At 45.4% G+C, this 22,394-nt stretch carries 16 protein-coding genes; all 16 read right to left on the bottom strand.

What is annotated here, in order from left to right; genetic code table 11:
* Positions 1-63: 63 nt before the first annotated feature.
* Positions 64-1,575 carry a sugar ABC transporter ATP-binding protein gene (locus tag MHH89_RS11870; RefSeq protein WP_076101437.1) on the bottom strand — a complete coding sequence of 504 codons (1,512 nt, stop codon included), beginning with the start codon at positions 1,573-1,575 and terminating at the stop codon, positions 64-66.
* 146 nt (positions 1,576-1,721) lie between these two features.
* A complete protein-coding gene (locus MHH89_RS11875; protein ID WP_094903385.1) occupies positions 1,722-2,792 on the bottom strand; it encodes a galactose ABC transporter substrate-binding protein in 1,071 nt (356 codons plus the stop codon).
* A gap of 198 nt (positions 2,793-2,990) precedes the next feature.
* Positions 2,991-4,013, bottom strand: coding sequence for a substrate-binding domain-containing protein (locus tag MHH89_RS11880; protein ID WP_076127584.1), 1,023 nt, complete (start codon positions 4,011-4,013; stop codon positions 2,991-2,993).
* Positions 4,010-5,839, bottom strand: a complete 1,830-nt coding sequence (locus MHH89_RS11885) for a sensor histidine kinase (protein ID WP_081386264.1) — start codon at positions 5,837-5,839, stop codon at positions 4,010-4,012. The genes MHH89_RS11880 and MHH89_RS11885 overlap by 4 nt, the downstream gene beginning before the upstream one ends.
* A gap of 2 nt (positions 5,840-5,841) precedes the next feature.
* On the bottom strand, positions 5,842-7,494 hold the full coding sequence (locus MHH89_RS11890; protein WP_341087196.1) for a response regulator: 1,653 nt from the start codon (positions 7,492-7,494) through the stop codon (positions 5,842-5,844).
* A 194-nt stretch (positions 7,495-7,688) separates the two neighbouring features.
* Positions 7,689-8,153, bottom strand: coding sequence for a GNAT family N-acetyltransferase (locus tag MHH89_RS11895; RefSeq protein ID WP_232061416.1), 465 nt, complete (start codon positions 8,151-8,153; stop codon positions 7,689-7,691).
* On the bottom strand, positions 8,143-9,333 hold the full coding sequence (gene purT / locus MHH89_RS11900) for a formate-dependent phosphoribosylglycinamide formyltransferase (RefSeq protein ID WP_076192169.1): 1,191 nt from the start codon (positions 9,331-9,333) through the stop codon (positions 8,143-8,145). The genes MHH89_RS11895 and purT overlap by 11 nt, the downstream gene beginning before the upstream one ends.
* 149 nt (positions 9,334-9,482) lie before the next feature.
* A complete protein-coding gene (locus tag MHH89_RS11905; protein ID WP_341087197.1) occupies positions 9,483-11,207 on the bottom strand; it encodes a dynamin family protein in 1,725 nt (574 codons plus the stop codon).
* Positions 11,208-11,365: 158 nt separating this feature from the next.
* Positions 11,366-13,171 (bottom strand): dynamin family protein, encoded by a 1,806-nt coding sequence (locus tag MHH89_RS11910; protein WP_341087199.1) that lies wholly within the window; start codon positions 13,169-13,171, stop codon positions 11,366-11,368.
* A gap of 344 nt (positions 13,172-13,515) precedes the next feature.
* A complete protein-coding gene (locus MHH89_RS11915) occupies positions 13,516-13,782 on the bottom strand; it encodes a hypothetical protein (protein WP_036676334.1) in 267 nt (88 codons plus the stop codon).
* A gap of 32 nt (positions 13,783-13,814) precedes the next feature.
* Entirely contained in the window at positions 13,815-14,495 is a 681-nt protein-coding gene (gene nth / locus MHH89_RS11920) for an endonuclease III (protein ID WP_036676333.1), read from the bottom strand.
* Positions 14,496-14,808: 313 nt separating this feature from the next.
* Positions 14,809-17,541 (bottom strand): S-layer homology domain-containing protein, encoded by a 2,733-nt coding sequence (locus MHH89_RS11925; protein WP_341087200.1) that lies wholly within the window; start codon positions 17,539-17,541, stop codon positions 14,809-14,811.
* 87 nt (positions 17,542-17,628) lie between these two features.
* A complete protein-coding gene (locus MHH89_RS11930) occupies positions 17,629-18,288 on the bottom strand; it encodes a GerMN domain-containing protein (protein ID WP_076281440.1) in 660 nt (219 codons plus the stop codon).
* 116 nt (positions 18,289-18,404) lie between these two features.
* Positions 18,405-19,847, bottom strand: a complete 1,443-nt coding sequence (locus MHH89_RS11935) for an N-acetylmuramoyl-L-alanine amidase family protein (protein ID WP_076127574.1) — start codon at positions 19,845-19,847, stop codon at positions 18,405-18,407.
* Between the two features lie 150 nt (positions 19,848-19,997).
* Positions 19,998-21,590, bottom strand: coding sequence for an N-acetylmuramoyl-L-alanine amidase family protein (locus tag MHH89_RS11940; RefSeq protein ID WP_341087201.1), 1,593 nt, complete (start codon positions 21,588-21,590; stop codon positions 19,998-20,000).
* A 186-nt stretch (positions 21,591-21,776) separates the two neighbouring features.
* Complete coding sequence (gene leuD, locus MHH89_RS11945; protein WP_076127570.1) at positions 21,777-22,379, bottom strand: 3-isopropylmalate dehydratase small subunit; 603 nt, start codon at positions 22,377-22,379, stop codon at positions 21,777-21,779.
* Between the last annotated feature and the right edge of the window lie 15 nt (positions 22,380-22,394).

The raw sequence follows: 22,394 nt of genomic DNA on the forward strand, positions 1-22,394 counted from the left end.
GAGTACTTCTCTTCGTAAACCAAATCTAGTTTCGCCCAGCAAAACTATCATTGAAATCCTATCCTAATGCTGTGCAGCGAGCCGCATAACTTCGGTTTCCGTAGCTTGCTCGCCTTCTAGTATTCCGGTAAGCCTACCCTCCGACATGACCATTACACGGTCAGACATTCCGAGCAGCTCCGGCATTTCTGAGGAGATCATAATGATGCTTTTCCCTTGCTGCGCCAAGTCGGCAATAATCGAATAAATCTCAAATTTAGCCCCTACGTCGATACCGCGAGTCGGCTCGTCCAGAAGCAGGATTTCGGGCTCGGTTAGAAGCCATCTGGCGAGCAGCACTTTTTGCTGATTCCCACCAGAAAGATTCATGATCAGCGTTTTGGTTGTTGGAGTTTTGGTCCGTAATTTTTCAATCATTTTATCGACTTCTTCTTTTTTCTTTTTTCCATCTAGTAGAAGTAGTAGTTTCTGGTATCGATGCAGATTAGCGATTGCGCCATTTTCATGAACAGACAAGACTGGAAAAATACCGGTGACACGCCGTTCCTCCGTAAGCAAAGCCATTCCGTGTTTCTTAGCATCCTTGGGAGATTGGATATGAATGCGCTTACCATCGATAGAAATCGTCCCCGATTTGATAGCCCTCAGGCCGAATAATGCCTCAATAACCTCTGTTCTCTGAGCGCCTACCAGACCACCAATCCCTAAAACCTCACCTCGTCTTAATTCAAAAGAAACATCTTTAAACGATCTTTCTTCAGGGGAGGTTAATCCTTCAACCTTCATATATACTTCGCCAGGCACGTTAAAACGTTCTGGGAATCGATTGGTCAAGTCGCGGCCGACCATTTTGGAAATGATAAGATCTGTAGTCAATTCCGCCGCTGGCCAGGTTCCGATTTTTTTACCGTCCCGCATAATGGTAACCTCGTCAGAAATTTCGAGAATCTCTTCCATTTTGTGAGATATATAAATAATAGCTACGCCTCTACTCCTAAGGTCCCGTATGATCCGAAATAAATGCTCCACCTCCACACTGGTCAGGGAGGAAGTAGGTTCATCCATTACAATAACGCGGGAGTGAAAAGAGACAGCCTTCGCAATTTCAATGGATTGGATTTTGGATACAGACAGCTTACCCACTAATGTCTCGGGATTCAGATCGATATCCAGATCTTTAAACAAATTCTCCGTGTCAGTGTACATTTTCTTATGGTCAATAAACTGAAAAGGTCCAATCCCTTTGGTTGGGAAACGTCCTAACCAGATATTCTCCATCACACTTCGGAACGGCACGGGATGCAGCTCTTGGTGAATCATGGAGATCCCATTTTTCAAAGCGTCATTTGAGCTTCCGATAGAGGTCTTCTCACCCTCCAAAAAAATCTCACCGGCATCCGGTGAATAAATACCAAAGAGACATTTCATTAAAGTGGACTTACCCGCACCATTCTCGCCCATAAGGGCATGCACCGAACCTGGTCTGACCTTTAAACTAACTGCATCCAGCGCTTTGACGCCGGGGAATTCTTTAGTAATATCATTCATTTCTAGCAAAAACTCAGCTTTTTCCATGTTGTTACGCCCCCTACGCTTTTTTCTTTTTTCATGAGAGGCACAGCGGTTTCATCCTGTTCCCTGCCTGAAAGAAATCCGAGGAGCGAATATCCGCTCCCCGTTGCTGCCATATGATCATGAATTCCATCTAGATTAGAGCGTTATTATTTGGCGTCATCGATATTGTCTTTGGTGATCTTTTTATAGGAAATCCACACGTATTGGTTGTCTGTGATATCAAAGCCTACGTTATCTTTTGTAGGTGTTTCTCCTTTAGCAAGCAGAGCAGCAACTGTGATCGCAGCTTTACCTTGGTTGTTCGCATCATTCAGCACGGTACCAAGCATCGTTCCATCTTGCAGCGCTTGAATCGCAGGAGCAGTAGCATCTACACCTACTACCGGCATGAATTTATCACCCGTGAAGTAACCTGAAGCTTTCAGAGCTTCGATGGCACCGAGAGCCATATCGTCATTGTTCGCAAGCACAGCTTCAATTTTGTCGCCATGGGAGCCAAGGAACGCTGCCATTTTTTCTTGCCCTTTTACGCGGTCCCACATCGCAGTATCTTCAGCCAGCTTTTCTACCTTGATGCCGGCATCTTCAATTGCTTGGATGGAGTAAGTAGTACGAAGCTCAGCGTCTTGGTGCCCCGGTTCGCCTTTTAGCATTACGTATTGGAGGACACCGTCGCCGTTTTTATCTGCTTCAGGATGTGCCTTCCAGTAGTCCACGATCAGTTGACCGGACATAGTTCCGGATTCTTCCGCTTTAGCGCCTACATAATAAACCTTATCCCATTTCTTCATATCTTCTGGCAGCGGCTCGCGGTTCAGGAAAACCACCGGAATATTTGCCGCTTTTGCTTTTTCGATAATAACGCCAGCCGCAGTACGGTCAACCGGATTGATCAGCATGCCTTTATATTTTTTGGTGATGAACAAGTCAACTTTGTCATTTTGTGTGGGTTGAGAATTTTGGCTATCTACGATATCTACAGTAGCAATGCCTTTGGCAGCAGTGTCGATTGCGTTACGAACACCTGTCATGAAGGTATCGTCAAATTTGTAAATGGCTACCCCTACTTTTGGCGTTTCAGTGGAAGAGCCCGCATTTTCAGTTTTTGGAGCGTTGGTAGCTTTACCACTGTCTGCATTATTGTTGCTATTGCCACAGCCTGCCAGGGCGGCACCCAGTATTGCGCTTGCTAAAAGAACGGAAGTGATTTTTTTCATTATTCATTGACCTCCTGTTTATACTTCTTTTTTTTGGTTTAACCCTGAATTCTCTCGGGCACATCCATATTATGCCTTAGGTGAAAACGGTTTCGAATATAAAATCCTACTCACTTTTATAAAAATTCTACTGAACCCAAAAAACGAATACCTCCCATTTTAAGGATGGCATTCGTCTTTTCAAAAATAAACCGTCCACTATCTGACGAAGGGAAATAACAATTTCTGATTCTCAGGCCACAGCATATTGTCCAAATCAATGAGTTTAGTGCCCGTATCGACACGTTCAGGAACATCCATTCCTTCGATTACCTCAACGGCATGTTTTACGGCTAAATACCCGTTACTAAAAGGATTTTGGATTACGGTCGCTTGAACCGTACCCTCCTGCAGCAACTCCATCATTGACGGGGAGCTGTCGAACGCAACCATTTTAATATTATGCAGCCCTCGGCTCTGGATAGCTTTTGCCGCCCCCTGTGAAGCTGTCTCATTCAAGCTGGCGATCCCGCGAAGATTTGGATGTTTCAGCAGCATTAACCGTGTCAGCTCTTCAGCATCACTAATACTCGAAGTGGTATAAGAAATCTCTACTACCTGTATGTTCGGATATCGGGCAGCGTAATTTAAAAATCCCTTTTCCCGCTCCTCCGCGTCCCTAGCACCATATTCAATGCCGTTTGAAGACTCCTGCTCCGCCCCCAAAGATGAATTTGTGAAGTTAATGATGCCAACCTCCCCGTATCCATTTAGCAGCTGAATGAGTCTTTCTGCAGACTTTTGTCCCGCTTCATAGCCGTTTGAACCCACATAGGCTCTTACTCTGGCCGAACCGACTTCTGCATCCACAGACAATACGGGAATCTTGGAATATGCCGCCCGATCAACCACTTGTGCAAGTCCCATATAGCTACTGGCAGCTAAAATAATAACGTCCGCTTTTTCTTTAATGGAGTCCTCAACCATTCTGACCTGTTCCGCAATATCACTCTCAGCATTCGGAGCTTTGAACGTTAGTTTCACATTAAATTCCTGTGCCGCAGCTTCTGCCCCCAATCTAACTGTATTCCAATAGTCGCCTTTGTTCATTTTTACAATAAGATGAATATTGCGGGTTTTGTTCGTGTTGATATAATTAGGTGCCGAATTAAAACAAGAGGTGATGGTTGTCCATAACATCACACATACCAGCAGGGTTAGCCAAAAACGAACGATTCTCATACCGATGTCTCATCCTCCTCATGTCCAGGATTGCCCTCGCCTGCTGCGAGTGCCGGGAAGATAAGAGTAACCGTAGTGCCTTCTTCAATTTCACTTTCAAAAGAAAGACCATAATCACGCCCATAATACAGCTCAATACGCTCGTTTACATTTCTTACACCTACCCCGGAGCCATGCATACTCTTACTGCCGCCAGTCAAAAGAACCTTCATAATCTCCTCGGACATTCCCAGTCCATTATCACGAATGCGGATGATGACAAGATCATCCTTCAGCTCCGCTTGGATCGAAATAAAACCTTCATCAGGCATCATTTCAATCCCGTGATACAGGGCATTCTCCACAATAGGTTGTAAAATTAGCTTAATCGTCTGACACTGCAGCACTTCATCCTGAGCCTCGATCTCGTAGCGGAACTTATTTTTGAACCGAAAGCTCTGAATCACAAGGTAATGACGAACATGATCAAGCTCTTCCTGCACGGTAATCATATTATTCCCTTTACTAAGGCTAATCCGGAAAAACTTCGATAAGGACTGAATCATCGTGACTACCTCCTCAGTCTTGCCGCGTTCAGCGAGCCGGATCACAGAATTCAAGGTATTGTACAGAAAGTGCGGATTGATCTGGGATTGCAGTACTTCAAGCTCACCTTTACGTTTGGTTTCCTGTTCATAAATAATCTGATCCATCAGTTGACGGATACGTTGCAGCATAAGGTTAAACCGTTTGGACAGCTGTTCCACCTCATACGCCCCACTGACATCTATTCGGGTGTTGAGATCCCCTTCGCCCACCTGCTGAAGCGTCCGTTCCAGCTTGCGGATAGGGCGGGCAATACGTGCAGACAAAAAGACGGATACAATAATTACGCATAAAATGACTACCGCTAAAAACCAGGATAAAAAAGTGTTTAGATCGCGTTTGGTGGTTACAATCTCATCGTAATAAGCCACGCCCACGATCTTCCAGCCTGTCTGTTCCAGTGTTCTTACGGTGATAAAACGTTTTTCACCCGTAGACTCATCCAAATAACTACGAAAAGCATATTCCAGTACTGGCTCCACATTCTCATATTTTAAGCCAGCGTAAATCAGCTGCTGCTGGGGATGGTACACAATATTTCCTAGCTGATCGAGGATGTAAGCGTATCCTCTTTTGCCAAGCTTAACCTGCTTGCTCAGCTCATCAATGGTTCGAAAGTTAAAATCCATCAGGAGGATGCCAGTTTTTAAGACTCCGTTCTCCTTATATTGAATTAATTTGCTGATAGACACGACCCAGATATATTGACCTTTGAACAAATTCTGAATATGAGGTGCGGAATAGGAGAGCTCTGATGTTCTTTGCGCCGTCGTAAACCAGCTCTGAGTCTCCAGCTGTGTGTTGCTGCGCAGCTTCTGACCGGGTGTTCCCACGACATATTTCCCCTGTGGGGTAAAAACAGCCGCCGAGACCAGATCCTCTCTGCTCCCCATTAGCATAGCCATTCTTTCCGTCAATAAAGCGGAATCCACGGAAGGGCTATTCGTAATCTGCTCCTCCGCTGTCTCAAAAATATTGCGCATTCCCTTAACATAAAGACCCAGATTGTAATTCACTTGCTCAATGATCTGCTGCATATTCATATTGGCATTCTCTTCTGCGGTCTTGGCAAACTTGTTGTACAGCATAAGACTTACAACTACAGCTACTAGCACGGCAACAGATGTAAAAGTGAGTGTAATCGTAACTTGAATGCTTCGGAGCTTGGAGGACAACCGACGTTTTCCACCTTTGGGATGCTGCGGTCTTAGAGGAAAGGAATATGGTTTATCCTTCAGCATCTTTACCCTCCTCTGGAGCTGTTTTTATACTCTTTAGGAGATTGGCCATATTTTTTGCGGAAACAAAAGCTGAAATAGTTAGGATCGGCAAAACCTATTTTTTCTGCAATTTCAAAGGCCTTCAGCTCCGTGGACCGCAAAAGTTCCTTGGCTGCTTCTAACCTAATTTGCAAAAGATAACTAACGAACGTCATTTTCATTTCCTTCTTAAAAATACTGCTAAAATAGCCGGTACTTATATGTAAATGCTGACAAACCTTGCCGATGGAAATATCAGATTCAACATAGTGGCTGCGTATATATTCTTTAGCTTCATCAATAAGCAGCTTATAGGAGGATTGACGTTCTAATGCAATCGTATCCATTAAACCGCTACAGACTGCAATAATCCATTGCTTGGCTTCGGCCATACTATTAAATTTATTGATGGCAGTTAGCGACGAAATGCCAGAACCAATATACTTTGCAGCCTCACTGCCGGATTCTTTAGCCACTCGCAGGATAGATGTAAAAATCTCCAGCAAAAAAATCTGATAATCCTGTGTAGACACCTGCTCTGCGTCAAGACCGGCAAATAACTCCTCAACAACCTCTTTGAGTTCTTGCACCGTACCTAGTTTAATCGTCCGGATTAAGGATTGCTGGGTTAGTTCATCATAGGTTAGCAGTGTGCTGGAGCGTGACTCAACGTCCTCAATCCAGATCACCCGGTTATTGCCGAGAATAAGCCGATAATCTAATGCCTGCAAGGCATCCCCAAAAGAATTAAATAACAAAGCAGGCGATGAACAGACCGTTCCGGAGCCTGCCGTGACCGTCAGCTTCAGAAAACGCTGTACGTTCTGGCGGATTTCTTCAAGAAGCTCAAATGTCTTTCCAGTAATATCAGTTTCTTCCCCTTCTTCATGGATTGTGAGCAATACGACCTCATCACGATGAATAAACACCCTTCCAAAACCATGCTTCGAGCATATTTCTTCAGCAATATTCAGCACAGCGAATAGCTGTAAATTCTTTTCACCAGTGTCTCGTAAAGAAATTTGTCCGCCTGTTGCACCCCCAGCAGATTCCCGCTCAGGACGAATATAATCCACACTAATTACCGAAGCCTGAAACCACCGTGCCGTTAATTTTATGCCATATTCAGTGCTTTTCTCAGCAATTTCATCCGTACGCAATCTACGCGAAATAAGGGACGATAAAAATTGCTCCCTTAACACAGGCAGACTTTTCCGGTAATGCTCACTGAGTACAAATACATTTTCTTTTTCTGCAATTTCAGCCTCGATAGTGGCTCTAACCTTAAGCAATACTTCAATTAATTCCTGTGAAGAGAACGGTTTCAAAATATACTCATCAATTTGCAATTTTATCGCCTTCTGAGCATATTCAAATTCATCATACCCAGTCAAAATGATAATCTTAGTGTTAGGATGATGACTACGAATCCATTCAGCCAGCTGAAGTCCATTCATAAAAGGCATTTGGATATCGGTAACTACCACATCCGGCAGCAAACGGTCTATGGCATCCGCAGCTTCCCGTCCATTCTCCGCCTGCTCGACAATCTCAAATCCGTAACGCTCCCAGTCAATCTGCCCGATAACGCCTTCCCTAACGTCTTCTTCATCTTCAGCAAGAACTAGCTTATACATGTCTCATCCCTCTTTGGAAACGTTTTAGATGTCATAAATTTTATTGTATATGATTCAAACCAATCCATCTATGGTTAAGTTATTTAAATAGTTTTAGGTATTAATATATTAAATACATATAAAAAAAGAGTTCCAGAGCAAAAAAAAACCATCCCGCCGTAGCTGGGATGGGGATGATCGGTAACCTATAAGTATTATAGCAACGCTTTGTTAAAGCGATAGCCTGCTGTCTTTTCGAAACCGATATGACGATAAAAAGCATGTGCCGGTGCGCGTTCTACGCGGTTGCCACTTCTAAGGAAAAGCTGACAGCAACCTTGCTCACGTGCCCATTCTTCTGCTGCGGCCACAAGTCTTTTACCGAGTCCGTTTCCTCTGAGTTCTTCTGATACGATAAGTGCAGTAATCTCAGTGATACAATCTGTCTGTTTGTAATACGAGCTTACCTGTCTAAGGCCGATCATACCCACAACTTCATTGTTCAGCTCTGCTACAAGTGTGCATTGGAGATTGCTGTTCTCCATGCTTTCCAGTCTCTCTTTCATCACGCTTAGCGTTGTTGGATAGCCGAATTCCCGCAGAAGCGCTGTAACTCTCTCCAGATCATTCAAGCCGCATTTGCGAATTTCCAGTACAGGTGCCATGGTACTACTGTTCATCCTCATATACCTCCACTTTTAGCATAGACGCCGCCTGCTTGGCTATCGTCCGCGCGATTTCCACATCTTCCGCCGCACTTAACGCTACTGCCATCCGCCGACCAGGACGAACTTCCGGTTTACCAAATACGCGAACCTGAGTCCTAGGCAGTTCCAAAGCTTCACCAATTCCGGTCACAGCAAAGGCTCGTCCTTCTCCATCAGCCTTCAGCGTAGCTGAGGCACCAGGTGTCAGCAATTGTACTGACTGGACAGGAAAACCAAGAATAGCTCTGACATGCACTGCAAATTGAGATAAATCCTGCGTCGCCATCGTGACCATCCCCGTATCATGGGGTCTAGGTGACACTTCACTGAACAATACGCCTCGATCTGTCAAAAAAAGTTCCACTCCAAAAATACCGAAACCTCCGAGCTGATCCGTTACTGCTTTTGCAATAGATTGCGCTTCTTCAAGCAGCTCTGGCTTCATAAAGTGAGGCTGCCAGGATTCCACGTAATCTCCATCCTTCTGAATATGTCCAATAGGTGGACAAAATACCGTACCAGACACAGATCGCACCGTCAAAAGAGTAATCTCGCTCTCAAAAGTAACAAAAGCCTCCACGATAACCCGTGTTCCTTTAGCTCTCGCTCCATCCAAAGCAGTGTTCCAGCAGTTTTCTGCATCTTCAGGTCTTTTGCATACGCTCTGACCCTTGCCAGAAGAACTCATAATCGGCTTAATGACACAAGGAGTGCCTAACTCGGCTATAGCTTGTTGCAGCTCTTCCAGACTATCCGCAAAACGGTAATCAGCAGTTGGCAGTCCAAGGTCTTCAGCCGCAAGACGACGAATCCCTTCTCTGTCCATGGTCAGCCGAGCCGCCCGCGCCGTCGGAACAACGAAAAAGCCTTCTTCTTCAAGCTCTTGAAGAGCATGAGTGGCAATTGCCTCAATCTCCGGAACAATGACATCCGGTTTCTCAGAGCGAATCAGCGCTTTCAGCGCCTCTGCATCCAGCATATCAATTACATGTGAACGATGAGCTACACCCATCGCCGGTGCATCGGTATAACGGTCTACAGCTACGGTCTCTACGCCAAGGCGTTGAGCTTCAATTATGACTTCCTTACCCAGTTCCCCGCTGCCCAGCAGCAACAGCTTGCGGCTTTGAGCTGAAAAAGGAGCTCCCCACATTGTCGATTCCAACCTCTTTCGGCAAATTGACTGTCTCGTTTTTATGAATTTCAGAAAACGTAACAGTTTCATTGTATATTTTCAGGCTTCTTTATTTTCATCCATCATACGCCAGATTGCAAGTGTTCTTCGACATTTTCCTACAAACTTCACAGAACTTTGTCGACTTTATCAACGAAAGTTTGTTCTAGACGTGATAATTGGTGGCTTATTTGGCCCCAATGATCTGCAGTCTCACCCCCTTTAAGGAGATCTAACATCGCTTTCTCTTGCTCCGCAAGCCCTTCTTGCAGGCTTTCGGCAGCAGATTTTAATTCTCTGCTGATATTCTCGACGTAATGAGCAATTAATTTTTCCTTCTGCACTGCCGCTGCAAGATTAACCGCTTCTTTCAAAAGCGGCTCTGCCGCACCTTTGACTAATTCCCGCCCAGTTCCCTCAAAGAAATAACGCGGGGATTTGAAATGGCCCCATAAAGCGGACCACTGCACAGGCTGAAGCTGGCATTCCAGATCCTTAGGAGATGGCCAAGCCTGCTCCTCATTCTCCATAAGATGAAATTCCTCCGTGGAAAAGAGTAGCTCTGTAGCTGCCGCTTCAGCAGCTTCATGTACAAGCCTGCGTCCCGTGCTCTCTAGCCGCAGCGTTGTTGCCCATAGCTCTTGCTCAAGCTCGCGCTGAGTAGTACGCATTAGTTCGGCACCACAGGCAGAGAAAATGGCTTTTAAATTCCCTGCATCCTCACGCAGTAAGGAGGGATGAAAAGATTCCTGAAAATTTCTGTTGAAGGAGAAGCTAATCCGCTGGCACACATGATAGATCAGTTCTTCACTTTCATGAATAAGATCTCTGCTAGGACGTTCCTCAGTCTCCAAAAGAGATAACCGCTTCATGGCGAACTGCCGCCGTTCCTGCAGTTCTTTTAACCCGGCTTCACGCTCGCTCGCCGCCTTGGAAGCCAGATTCTGCCATTCCTCAGCCCGGCGCCGAACCGATGCGATGCTCTCAGCAGCTGCGTTAAGTGAAAGCTGTGGAAGCTCATCACCAGCAAAGCTGGATAATGCTTGCTCAAATTCATTGAAGCGGGAGGTTTCATAAAGATCGTGATTATGTTGAGTTTTAGCTTCTAGAGCAAGCAAGCTGGACAAAGCATAGATTCTCGGAGACCGCAAACCTCCGGCACGCAGATTTTGAACGACATGTGCTTTAACCTCATCTAGTTCTTCTTCGCTTGAAGCGAGATCGGAGGCATTAATAATAAAGAACATTTTATCGAGAGCAAAGCTATCTTTAATGCGGCCCAGCTGGGCCAAGAGGCCGCGATCCGCCTTCGAAAAGGCGTGGTTATAATAGGTCACAAAACAGATCGCATCCGCATTTTTCATGTAACTAAAGGTTACGCCAGTGTGGCGTGCATGCAGTGAATCTGCTCCTGGTGTATCTACGAGCACAATCCCGCTCTCCGTCAAAGGACAGGCATAATATAGGTCAATCCCTTGCACGAAGCAAGCCCGGGTCTCTTCCGCAACTAGGTTTCGATATTCATCCAAATCAACCGTCCGCACCGTTCCTAATAGCGGCTCAGCTTCAGCCCAACCGGATGCTGCGGCTCTTAGAAATCCTGCATGCGGCAGCGCAGAGGGGTGAATTCCCCGTGTTGGCAGGCTCGCAAGTACTGCTGTCCACGTCTCCTGTTGCGGCTCTCCAAGCTGCAGCACGCTGAAGGAATGGCAGATGTCATCCCAGAAATCCGCCATGCTCTTCATCGTTACAACCGCGCTGGCATGGCGGAAGTCTCCTTCCGGCGCCAATATGCGGTTAACTGCGGCCGTGGCAGGGTGTGGCGACACGGGCAGTACTTCTTCGCCGAGCAAAGCGTTGGCGAAGGAAGATTTGCCTGCGCTGAACGCACCGAACAGTGCAAGGGTAAAGCGGCCGCCGCATGAGATCCTCCGCCCGTGCGGCCAGACTGCGCGCCGCCGATGCCATCGCTGGCTCGCGGCGCAGCAGCTCTGCCGCAGCCGCCAGCGCGTCAGCGGCTGCCGAGAGCCGCATGGCGTCCGCCCGCCGGCGAAGCCGTTCCCGCCGCCCAGCTTGCGGCGGCGGCACTTCCAGCCGCGGCGCGTTCGCGCGGCTGGGTCGCCCGCGGTGCGGCGCTCTGCGCAGCCGCACGCGGGGTGACCCTCACCTCCGGCAGGATGCCGGGGGTGAGGGTCCGGCGCGGCAGCAGCAGCGCCGCTAGCTCGTGCGCGCGGGCGTCAGCCGCGCGGTCCAGGGCGGCTAGCGCGCGGGCAGCGCTCGCCTGCCGCGTAAGGGCCTGTTCGCGGCGCTGGAGTTCCGCGCGCTGCTCCTCGATAAGCGATGGCAGCTTCGCCAGCAGCTCATCGCCAACTAACAGCGCAGCGCGGCGGAATTGGCTCTTCAGCTCTGCCGCAAGTGTGCGGCAGAAATTGAGCAGTGCCTCGCCGCTATTCCCCGTTCCCGGCTTAACTGCAGCCGCCAGCCATTCTTGGCTCACCGCCGGGAACCCTTGCTTCAGAGTCGTCTCTGCCTCCTCTGCCCACAGTCCGAGATTCTCCGCCCATTGACGTACCAGCTGAATCAGATGCCATTCCAGCTGAGCGGAAACCTCTCGGACCAGTAATCCTTGCCAGGCATCCAGTCGTTTGCCTTGCTCCTTCTCCCGTCGTCCGGCTGTAGAGAACAAACCAAAGCGGAAGCCTGGGCTGACACTCTCCACATAGCTCCCTGCCGCCTCTCTAACATCCGCAGGCATTAAGTTAGCATTATTGAGTAAGGCATCAAGATCACTTCGCAGGCTAGCTCGTGATTGCTGAGGCAGCTCCTCAAGCAGTGCCTTCTCTTCCTCCAACGATTTCAGCTCATCCATCACAACTGTAACCTCTGCACCCTCTAGCTCAGCTAAAAGAGTTTCCCGTTCCTCCTGCTGATCTTCACGGAACGCGGTTAGCGAAGAATCTGCTGTATGATGAATGGAACGTGACAAGCTATATTGAAGCAATTGTTCCCTGTGCTCCAACAGCTCTGTTATAAGGTTCAGCAGATTATCCCAATGATTCAGTGGATGCTCTTTCATTTTGAGTGAGGTAAACAGAATCCCCGCACAATGAATCCCCCACTGCTCAAAAGCATTTTCAAGCTGGCGTTTATATTCTTCAATGGAAATTTCTTGTTCTCTGTGCTTGTCTATCTGATTAACAATAAGATAGAGCGGTTTGCCCCAGTCACTGAGATTTTTGGCAAAAGCCAAATTATTCTCTGACTGAACATGGTTATAATCCATAACATAAAAGACGACATCAGCTAAATGCAGCGCGGAACGAGTGGCCGCCTGGTGGCCATCATCCGTCGAATCCACGCCAGGCGTATCCAATAGAACACCATGCTTCCCTAGAAGAGGAATCTCATTCCAGACTTCAATCGCGGAATATTCTCCGCCATTTCGACAATATTCCTGTAATCTTTCTGGTGTTGTCTCTACAGGGGTAGATTCATTTTCACTTCCCTCAACCCTTGGATAGATAAGCACTCGTGGAGCCCCGCTACGAATAGAAACAATATTGGCACTAGTCGGCACAGGTCCGGAAGGCAACACTGAGCTGCCGCATAAAAGATTAATCATGCTGGATTTCCCTGCCGAGAAATGCCCACAAAAAGCAAGGGTCAGTTCATTCCCACCCTCTTTATTTTGTAAATCTTCATATATTCGTTCAGCACTCTCATCGCCCCAGTGGCGCATTAAATCTTTCAGCCGGGAAAGCTGCGATGCTGTTTCACTTAATGTTTCTCTCTGAATTCTAACCTGTTCCGCTCCCACAGACATTCCACCTCCACAGTTACCTTCTAATCATGCACTGATCTTAATCCATTCATGAATACTGATTTAAGCTCTTTTTTATGCAAAACTTATATAGGTGCAATTTCTGAACTTTAGCGCGGAACATTTTTATAAATAATAATTACAGTTTATCACCAGTTTGACACAAATTAAATACACACTACTTACAAAATAACCTATCATCTCCTACGAAATGATACCAAAAAAGGAAGCGTGGTTGTCGTCCTGTAAAGCCAACAGTCGTTTCTCGTAGAAATATAAGGATATTCAATAAAAAAAGGAGCCAGCCCCAAGGGCCGACTCCATTTCAGGTCACTTCTCAATTATGCAGTTTCCAAAACAGGCAACAGAATTTCAAAAACTTTTCCGTGCTGCAGAATAGTCAATCCACGAGATTTGTCTCTCATTACGACAACCTCTGGTTTTACAGACATACGCTCCAGATAGTGCTCAGGCACATCACCGGAATGACTGATCGTAATGCCCTCTACTTCTTGCTCTTCATTTTCTTCCAGCGGGCTTTCCACTACGCGGTCAAAAATATCCGAGAATACCTCAAAATTATCTGTGTATACAGAAATGCATTTCATCTCTATCCCATCCTCTTCTTCAACTCTAACTTTTAACTTTTTGGCGTATGATCTTTAGCTTTCCTGACGACAGCCGTTTTCATACGTTTTTTGCCCTCTCGACATACATCAAGGAGCGGACAAACCTGACATTTTGGATTCTGAGCCTTACAGTGATATCGTCCGAAAAAGATTAGCCGGTGATGCGTGAGCGTCCATTCATCACGTGGCACAGCCTTCATCAGCTTTTTCTCCACTTCCAGCACAGAATCTTTCCAGCCTGCCAATGCAAGTCGTTTAGCAACCCGCTCCACATGAGTGTCCACAGCAATGGCAGGAACTCCAAATGCGTTGGATACTACTACGTTAGCGGTTTTACGACCTACTCCTGGCAACGTTACAAGTAAGTCATGTGCCTCAGGCACTTCTCCGCCATACTGTTCTATGAGTATAGAGCACAGGCTTTGGATATGCTTAGCTTTGTTACGATATAAGCCGATGCGCCGGATATCCCCCTCCAATTCCTCCAGCGGCACAGAAATATAATCGATGGGGGCTTTGTACTTTTGGAACAGGTCCTCGGTCACTTTGTTCACCGTTGCATCCGTACATTGGGCTGACAGCAGCACCGCTATTGTCAATTCAAAAGCGTTACTGTGATTCAGCTCGCAATGTGCATCCGGAAACAAATCTCCAATCGTATCCAAAATGTGGCGGACGTCTGCAGCTTTCATAGTGTCCCCTCCACGGAGCAAAAACGCTCAGAAAATTCTATCGAGCGTCTCACCTCAAATGTTAGAAATATAAGCAAAGTATGTATTATAACGTATGGATTCATACATTTCAACACATACGATACTGGCATTATATTTCAAGTATTAACGCCTGGATTGTCCTAATAAGAACAGTAAGCGTTTAAGCGAGAAATATAAGACATACAGTATAGGAGCAATACTTATACTTTCTTATATTTCAAAAAAAACGTCTTGACACAGGTAAAGCCCCCTGTGTCAAGACGGTGATTCACTCAGAAATCCACCATTGCAACTATTGTTTCACAATTTCAACCAAAATATCATTATTGAAATACATTATAATATTATCATTTTCTTTCAAAGATTGCACGGATAAAGTCGAATCTCCCTGATGAATATAAACATTAACAGGAACAAAGAATTGATATTTATCATTTAGATTAGCTCTCTTAGTCGACAATAAGTTAGTTGCACTTTCATAGCGTGAGAATGTTCTACTAAGTTGAGACATTACACGAACGATTGTAGATCCATCCGTATCCTTACGAATCTCTACTCGGTCACCTGTGGTCAAGTTGCTAAGAGCAGTCGTTGTCGAGCCATCACGAATGATTTTGACTCCTCCGCTCACCGCTAAAGTCTGTGTTGCTCCAGCAAAATCTTTCACAACCAAGCTATTCGCAGCGGTATCTACAGAACTAACCTGACCTGTTGTAAGCTTAATCGCTTGGATAGCCAGCGGTGTGCTTCCATCGAAGGTCACGTTAAGATAATCACCCGCTTTTAAAGCTGTTAGCTTAATGCTTTCACCAGCTTCATTGGTCATCGGGATAGCATAAGTATTGATCTCGCTGGTTCCCCCATTCCATTTGATGCTCAAACGGTTGGTTCCAGAATTAACCGTTGCTGCTTCAACCTGAAGAACTGACTTTACTTTCAGGACAGCGATTAGGTCCTGATTTGCAGTTAACGAGGCTGTCACATAACTGCCAACAGGAACATCTGTTACGGTTGGATTTGTTTTACCAAAAATATCAATAAACTGTGGAGTTGGCAGTGTCAGACTCTGTCCGTCATTTAGCTTCATAACTATAGTTCTTGCGGCAACATTGATTGAAGTAACGGTTCCTTCGTACTTCGTAACTACTTCCAATGATAACGCACGTTGTCCGATTGCCTTTATATTCACCTTGCGATTCTCTGTCAGTCTTGCCCCGATGCTAGTTAAGTTAGGAAGTACACCTTCATAGGACAGCTTTGTTTTTTCATCCAACTGAACCACATGTGCCTTATTGCTAGTATCCATAACCGTCAACAGCTGCGTTTTAGAATTATAGTCTATAACCGCTGCTCCACTATACTGTTCAATTTGACGGCTTAACACTTCAATTTTGGTGACTTGATCGCTGCTGTTTAAGGTAACCTGAATCTTGTCCCCACCTACTGCATCAGCAATAAGATCATCAGCTACTGCTCCACTCATGTTCGGAATAACAATCGTCGGTTTAGTGCCAAGCAGTTTAACCTCACGATTTCCGTCTGCTTTTTTGTAAACAACTGTGGAACTAGTCAGCTCGGTGAGTACCCCATCAACTGTCCGTTCAACACCTTCTGTCACTTCTACAGTGCGGATCACATTATCTTGAATCGTATATTTGACCGCATTACCTGTCTTCAAATCTGCAGGTTTCAGCACTGATGCTTGGGAGCTGAATAATGAAGTCCCATCTTCCCATTTAAAAGTTTCTACAGTACCCGCAGTATTTTTGAAAGTAATGCTTTTACCAGTAAGATCTACACTTTGAATAGTGCCTGTGGTTGTTTTGTTAACAACCCCTGAAGTCACTTGAACCTTTACTACTTTATGCGAACCACTATACGTTTCACGTTGCAGTGAAACTACACTGTCTGTTATCAGCGAAGCAGGTTCAATTCCAGCTCCATTTACATCCACAAAGGAAGTAGTCTCATCGTAGTAGTATTCAGTGAACCCTGTTGGTGACTTTAACCAAAGCTTATTACCTGGAGCTACCATGGCGAAGTTTCCTGACAGAGTCTCTACTTGTTGTGTAGGGTCAGTCACTTCAACATAAGCCGCGTTATATGTCGCGCCAATTACAGTAACCTTAGTGTAGGGTTGGACATCACTTAGATTGATTCTGCTTTCAGAAGCACTTGTGTAATAAGCAGTGCTTGCTCCCAGAGTATATGTAGAAGTCTTTCCGTTGTTATAGACGGAAAGTTTCCCATCTGCTAATTGACTGATCGTTCCTGATACTGTGTTGTCGTATTCAACCGTATTGTGAGCTTCAGCGCGACTGAAAAAAGTCGCCAATTGCGCACGTGTTACAGCGCCTTGCGGATCAAAACGATTTCCGTCAAGTCCATTGGCTAGGCCTAAATTAACGGCAACGTTGATGTAACCACGTTTGTTGGCAGACACTTTGGTATCATCCGAAAAGCCAGTTGGCTCACTAGCGGCCCCTGCTGCATCTGCGCTTTTTCCAAGGGAGCGGATTAGCAGCTCCGCAATCCATTCCCGGGATGCTTTACGCTCTCCCCAAGAAGTCTTCAGATTATCTGGAGCCATTTCGGTTGCTTTATCGAGTAATCCTTGTTGAAAAGCTAACACAACATAATCCTTGTAATAATTCGTAACTTTAAAATCGGTAGGCAACGCTACCGCAGAAGAAGCATCCACTTTATCCTGCAGCTTCATAAACCGCAGGGCCATAAGCACTGCTTCCTGCTGAGTTACAGAATCACCCGGACGGAACAATCCATTATTTCCAACCACAATTCCTTGTGAAGCGAGTTTATAAATATGTTTTTCAGCCCAGAAGCCTGTCTTTACATCGCTAAAAATCCCTACAGATTGTGTAGTGGTTGATGTCGGTGTAGTGGCAGCTGTGTCTGCAAACACTGCACTTGCACCACCAAAAACCATAACGCCAGCCATAACAGCCGACACTGCTTTATTAGAATAAGCCTTCAATGGACGTTTTGACCTTTTTTGCGCGGACAATAGATTATTCCCCTCTCTATGACTCAAATAAATAGTATGTTTAAAAATTCGTCAGCTAGATACCTAATTCCTTTGTTGCATAACCATTTAAGAATTATCTCTAGTCATAGGATGCAATAGATCCACATGGCCCATTAGACTTTCTACCTTTTCACCATCAACTAAAACTTCGATACTCTTTACTTCCGCAAATTGAAAATAAGTTTTGGCAAGTGAAGTAATGGCAAAGGATTCTCCACCCGCACCAAGCTGAGCTTCATCTGGTTTATGAATATCCATTACGATTTGACCCTCTACGAATTTTAATGATTTCAGTTCAATTTTCCCCCACAAAGGTACAAGATCTGTATTCTCACTACTTTGCAGTGCTTTGAACGTCTCTGTATATTTCTCAACATCGTCAGAGTAGTTAATCGTAGTCTTAGCAGGCACTAAATCCATAATTTGCGAATCAGTGTAATAAACTTCAATACTCTGGCTTTGCTTTTGTGTCTCATTTTCTACCGGCTTCGAAGACGGCTGAGTTTCTGCATTAGTATTATCTGCTGTCGGTTGCGGAGTGCTAGCCACTTCGGTTTCCTGATCATCAGACGGAGCTGGGGTACTTTCTCCCGCACCACTTACAACGTTTGTAGTATCTTGCTCCACTCCATTAGCAGGAGCTGCAGTAGGCTTATCTCCACAGCCAGCTATCACTAGTAGAAGCAGCGCAGCAACCCCAACCATAGTCCATTTTTGTTTAAACATTAATAAACGCCTCCTCTAGATGAATACGGGCAGACAGGTACCGCAAAACCACTTCTTGCCTTTTTATTGATAAAAGCAGAAAGCTGACTTTGCGGCGCTCGTCTGCCACTGGTCTGTTATTTTATACCCAAATATTCCTTGATCCCACTCACTATTGAAGCAGCAACTTTATTTTGTAATGCTTCCGTAAAGAGCAATGTCTCATCCTTCTTATTGCTAAGGTATCCTACTTCAAGTAGAACAGCAGGCATTTTCGTTTCACGAATGACATGGAAATTTCCGTATCGTACACCGCGATCACTAAGCCCTGTAGCCTCAACAAGATACTTATGCATTACTTTCGCTAAGGCCTTACTGGCTTCCCGCTGATAATACGTTTCTGTCCCGCTTGCCGCAGAAGATGCGGAACTGTTAGCATGTACAGAAATGAATAGATCTGCTTTTAAATTATTAGCCATAGCCGCTCTATCCTTGAGCTCCAAGAATGTATCGTCACTGCGTGTCAGTACGACATCGATATTACTTTCTTTTTTCAGCAATGCTGCTGTCTTAAGTACTATAGCTAAATTAAAATTCTTTTCGTATTTTCCTGTTACTCCTACTGCACCAGAATCTTTGGCTCCGTGCCCCGCATCCAGTACTACGAGCTTCTTGCCATCATTACCTGGCTGTGTTGAAGTATCATCCGTACTTTCTGCATTCAGGTCAATGATAACCAACTTAGAATCCGTCCCAGATACGCTGATGTTATAATTCTTAGGATAATTCAAATCAATTACAAAACGTACAGTATAAGGATTGGAGCTATAAAGCGAATACCGGACACCTGATACATCAGGATAATCCTTCACTTCCAGTTTACCATTCAGATCAGGATCAAGAACTTGTCCCGTACCAAACAGATCTGAGAAAGTGGCATTAGGAAAATCAATAACTAACCGATCCGGCCCTGTCATTACACTTACTTTTGGCTCGGAATTACCTTCCATCGCAATGCTTAAACGATTCTCACTAAAGCTCAAACCATTTATCATGGTTAAATTTTTAGTAGGATCTACCGGCGGAACAACAACTTCAGATCCACCATTTCCAGAGTTCCCATCAGAACTGCCGTTTTCATTTGAGGATCCTGGGGTAATAAGATACACGATCTTCTTCGCATTATCCCAAGTGACGGTGAGACCAAACTGCTCACTTATGAACCGTATAGGTACAAGTGTCGTATCACTCCGCAGGACAGGCGCAGTGGTAAGCTGTACTGTTTTGTCATCAACCGAAGCTGTCTTTTGATTAACAATAAGTTTGATGACCTTCCCTTGCTGTTCAATCGTCACCGTTTTGCTTTTTTGATCCCAGCCCACGGTATAACCAAGACTCTCGGAGATCAATCTCAACGGTACCATGATAGTATCATTCACATTTTCAACCGGTACTTTTTGCCCTGCAGTAATCTCTTTGCCGTCTAGATAAATCTTGCTATTCGCGGCAGCAGCATGTCCATGCTCAGGCAAAACCAACACAAAGAGCAACAATAACAACATCAAACTGAATTTCTTCATTCTTCACCTCTAAGAATCTAGTATTCGCCTGTGAATGGCGATCGTGGTGCCCCTGTCTCCGTCAACCTCAGACCTCTATTAGACGCTGGTAATCTATAAAGGTTGCGAATATATTCCATAAAAATTGAGAAATCTCACCAACCGCAAGTGTTAAAGCCCCAGATATTCCTTAATTCCGGCAACAATTTCTCTCGCTAATTTCTCTTGAAGCTGCTCACTATACATCGCCGATTCATTTCCTGAATTTGTAAGATATCCTACCTCTAGCAAGACTGCTGGCATTGTGGTTTCCCGTGTAACATGAAGGCTTTTCGTACGAATCCCGTTGTCTTTAAAACCAGTAGCGGCTAATAAATGCTTATGCATAATCTGAGCAAGAGGCAGACTATCACTGCGAGAATAATAGGTTTCACTGCCATTTATTTTATCTCTATTTGGATATCCAACCTCTAGCGAATTCGCGTGCACTGAAATAAAGAGATTCGCTTTAGCAGCCTCCGCAATTTTCACGCGATCCTGAAGCCCCAATGTAGCATCGTCAGTTCGAGTAAACACCACGTCAACTAATGCTTCCTGCGTTAACAGCGTTTGTACTTTGCGGATGACGGCCAGATTGAAGTCTTTTTCCAGCTTACCTGTGAGACTGACAGCTCCTGATTGAGTTCCGCCATGACCCGCATCTAGAACTACAATTGGCTTACCTAACGTTCCATTAGCCCCTGTGGTGTTGCCTCCGCTGTTAGTTACATTCAAATCAATCGTAACCAGCCCGGTGCTTTCATCCGTACTAAGCTGGTACGGTTGATTTCCAACCGTTTGAATTACGAATCTGACAGTGGACGGACTCACACTGAACAGTGCATAACGGATCTCAGAAACGAGCGGGTAGCCGGCAACGTCCAGCTTACCTTGTGGACCGCCAGTGGTGGTAATACCCGTAAGACTTCCAATGAAATTCGGATCGAACGCAGCACCCGGAAAATCTACGACGATTCGATCAGGGTTGCTCATTTTTGTAACGTTTGGCTTAGTAGCCCCCGACACAGCGATAATAAGTCGGTTCTCAGTGAATACTGCCCCGTTTACTAGAAGGCCTGTTGGAATTCCTGCTGTGCTTCCCGGTGCCGTAGTTGTTTGTGGAACTGGTGTCGGGCTGGGTGAAGTTACTACACTGCCAGCAGTTGTCCCGTTGTCATTTCCCGGCGTAGCACTTGGAGTTGGAGCAGGTGTATTAGTTGCTGTTGGATTGGTAGTATTCCCCTCAGGTGTCATTGCAGGATTGCTAACTTGTCCACCTGTCAAATAGACGGTTTTATCAACATTATCCCAGCCCACCTTTAAGCCGAACTGCTCGCTTACGAAACGAATTGGAACAAGTACTGTGCCGCCACTCTGCTTAGGAGCTGCATTTAAATCAAATGTCACCCCATCTGCATCAGCTGTTTTCCGTCCTACCGCCAGCTCAATGCTTTTACCATCCTGGTGAACGGTTACTTTCCGGGTCTGCTGCTCCCATAACACCTCGAATCCAAGATTCTCTACTACCACTCTGACCGGAATCATAACGCTACCATTTACATTTTCGAGTTTAATTCCTTTTGGCAAAGCAAGTTCCTGATTGTCCATAATAATTCTGCCTGTGCTGCTACCAGCTGCGGCAGCTTCTTGTCCGGTGGATGTTAAAAATAATAAAGGCAGTAACAAAAGCAGCAATACACGAAGCCCAGCTCTTCTCATTCTCATTTTCCGCTCCTTCTGCAAGTAATAGATCCTAGATAAGTATTTAGACGACAGAAATCACCAAATGTTTCCTTAATGACCAATGAATATATCGATTATAGCAAAAAAACTTCTATTTCCGACACCTGGAAATAGAAGTTTTGCGTATTTTTTGTAAAGTTTAAGAATCAGACCAGTTATATCCTCTTTTTAAGAGAATAGCTTTGCAGCATGACGCTCTTCATAAGCAGCAATTTCATCTGCATGTTGAAGGGTCAAACCGATATCATCCAAGCCTTGCAGCAGGAATTGACGACGGTGCTCATCCAGATCAAAGCTGATGCTCAGTCCGAATTCATCTTGTAAAGCATTGTTCTCAAGATCAACTGTCAGCTTATAGTCCTCATGCTCAGCTGTCCGTTTGAACAATTCATCCACTTGCTCTTCCGAAAGCTTAATCGGCAGAATGCCGTTCTTAAAGCAGTTATTGTAGAAGATATCCGCATAAGAAGGTGCAATTACAACTCTGAACCCGTAATCCATAATCGCCCATGGTGCATGCTCCCGAGAGGATCCACAGCCAAAGTTAGCGCGTGAGATCAGAACAGAAGCCCCTTGATAACGTGGTTTATTCATTTCGAAGGCTGGATTATCGTTACCTTCTTCATCAAAACGCCATTCATAGAACAAAAACTGTCCAAATCCCGTCCGTTCAATCCGTTTCAAAAACTGTTTTGGAATAATCGCATCCGTATCTACATTTACCCGGTCAACTGGTGCAACAATTCCTGTTAATTTTTTAAAAGCATCCATAGTTTTATCCTCCCG

The organism is Paenibacillus sp. FSL H7-0323, from assembly GCF_038002725.1.
Taxonomy (GTDB): domain Bacteria; phylum Bacillota; class Bacilli; order Paenibacillales; family Paenibacillaceae; genus Paenibacillus_AQ; species Paenibacillus_AQ odorifer.

What these genes read in the sequence shown, in the direction of transcription:
- MHH89_RS11870 (WP_076101437.1), bottom strand. Translation starts at nt 1,575, where the DNA reads ATGGAAAAAGCTGAGTTTTTGCTAGAAATGAATGATATTACTAAAGAA.
- MHH89_RS11875 (WP_094903385.1), bottom strand. Translation starts at nt 2,792, where the DNA reads ATGAAAAAAATCACTTCCGTTCTTTTAGCAAGCGCAATACTGGGTGCC.
- MHH89_RS11880 (WP_076127584.1), bottom strand. Translation starts at nt 4,013, where the DNA reads ATGAGAATCGTTCGTTTTTGGCTAACCCTGCTGGTATGTGTGATGTTA.
- MHH89_RS11885 (WP_081386264.1), bottom strand. Translation starts at nt 5,839, where the DNA reads ATGCTGAAGGATAAACCATATTCCTTTCCTCTAAGACCGCAGCATCCC.
- MHH89_RS11890 (WP_341087196.1), bottom strand. Translation starts at nt 7,494, where the DNA reads ATGTATAAGCTAGTTCTTGCTGAAGATGAAGAAGACGTTAGGGAAGGC.
- MHH89_RS11895 (WP_232061416.1), bottom strand. Translation starts at nt 8,153, where the DNA reads ATGAACAGTAGTACCATGGCACCTGTACTGGAAATTCGCAAATGCGGC.
- purT (WP_076192169.1), bottom strand. Translation starts at nt 9,333, where the DNA reads ATGTGGGGAGCTCCTTTTTCAGCTCAAAGCCGCAAGCTGTTGCTGCTG.
- MHH89_RS11915 (WP_036676334.1), bottom strand. Translation starts at nt 13,782, where the DNA reads ATGAAATGCATTTCTGTATACACAGATAATTTTGAGGTATTCTCGGAT.
- nth (WP_036676333.1), bottom strand. Translation starts at nt 14,495, where the DNA reads ATGAAAGCTGCAGACGTCCGCCACATTTTGGATACGATTGGAGATTTG.
- MHH89_RS11930 (WP_076281440.1), bottom strand. Translation starts at nt 18,288, where the DNA reads ATGTTTAAACAAAAATGGACTATGGTTGGGGTTGCTGCGCTGCTTCTA.
- MHH89_RS11935 (WP_076127574.1), bottom strand. Translation starts at nt 19,847, where the DNA reads ATGAAGAAATTCAGTTTGATGTTGTTATTGTTGCTCTTTGTGTTGGTT.
- MHH89_RS11940 (WP_341087201.1), bottom strand. Translation starts at nt 21,590, where the DNA reads ATGAGAATGAGAAGAGCTGGGCTTCGTGTATTGCTGCTTTTGTTACTG.
- leuD (WP_076127570.1), bottom strand. Translation starts at nt 22,379, where the DNA reads ATGGATGCTTTTAAAAAATTAACAGGAATTGTTGCACCAGTTGACCGG.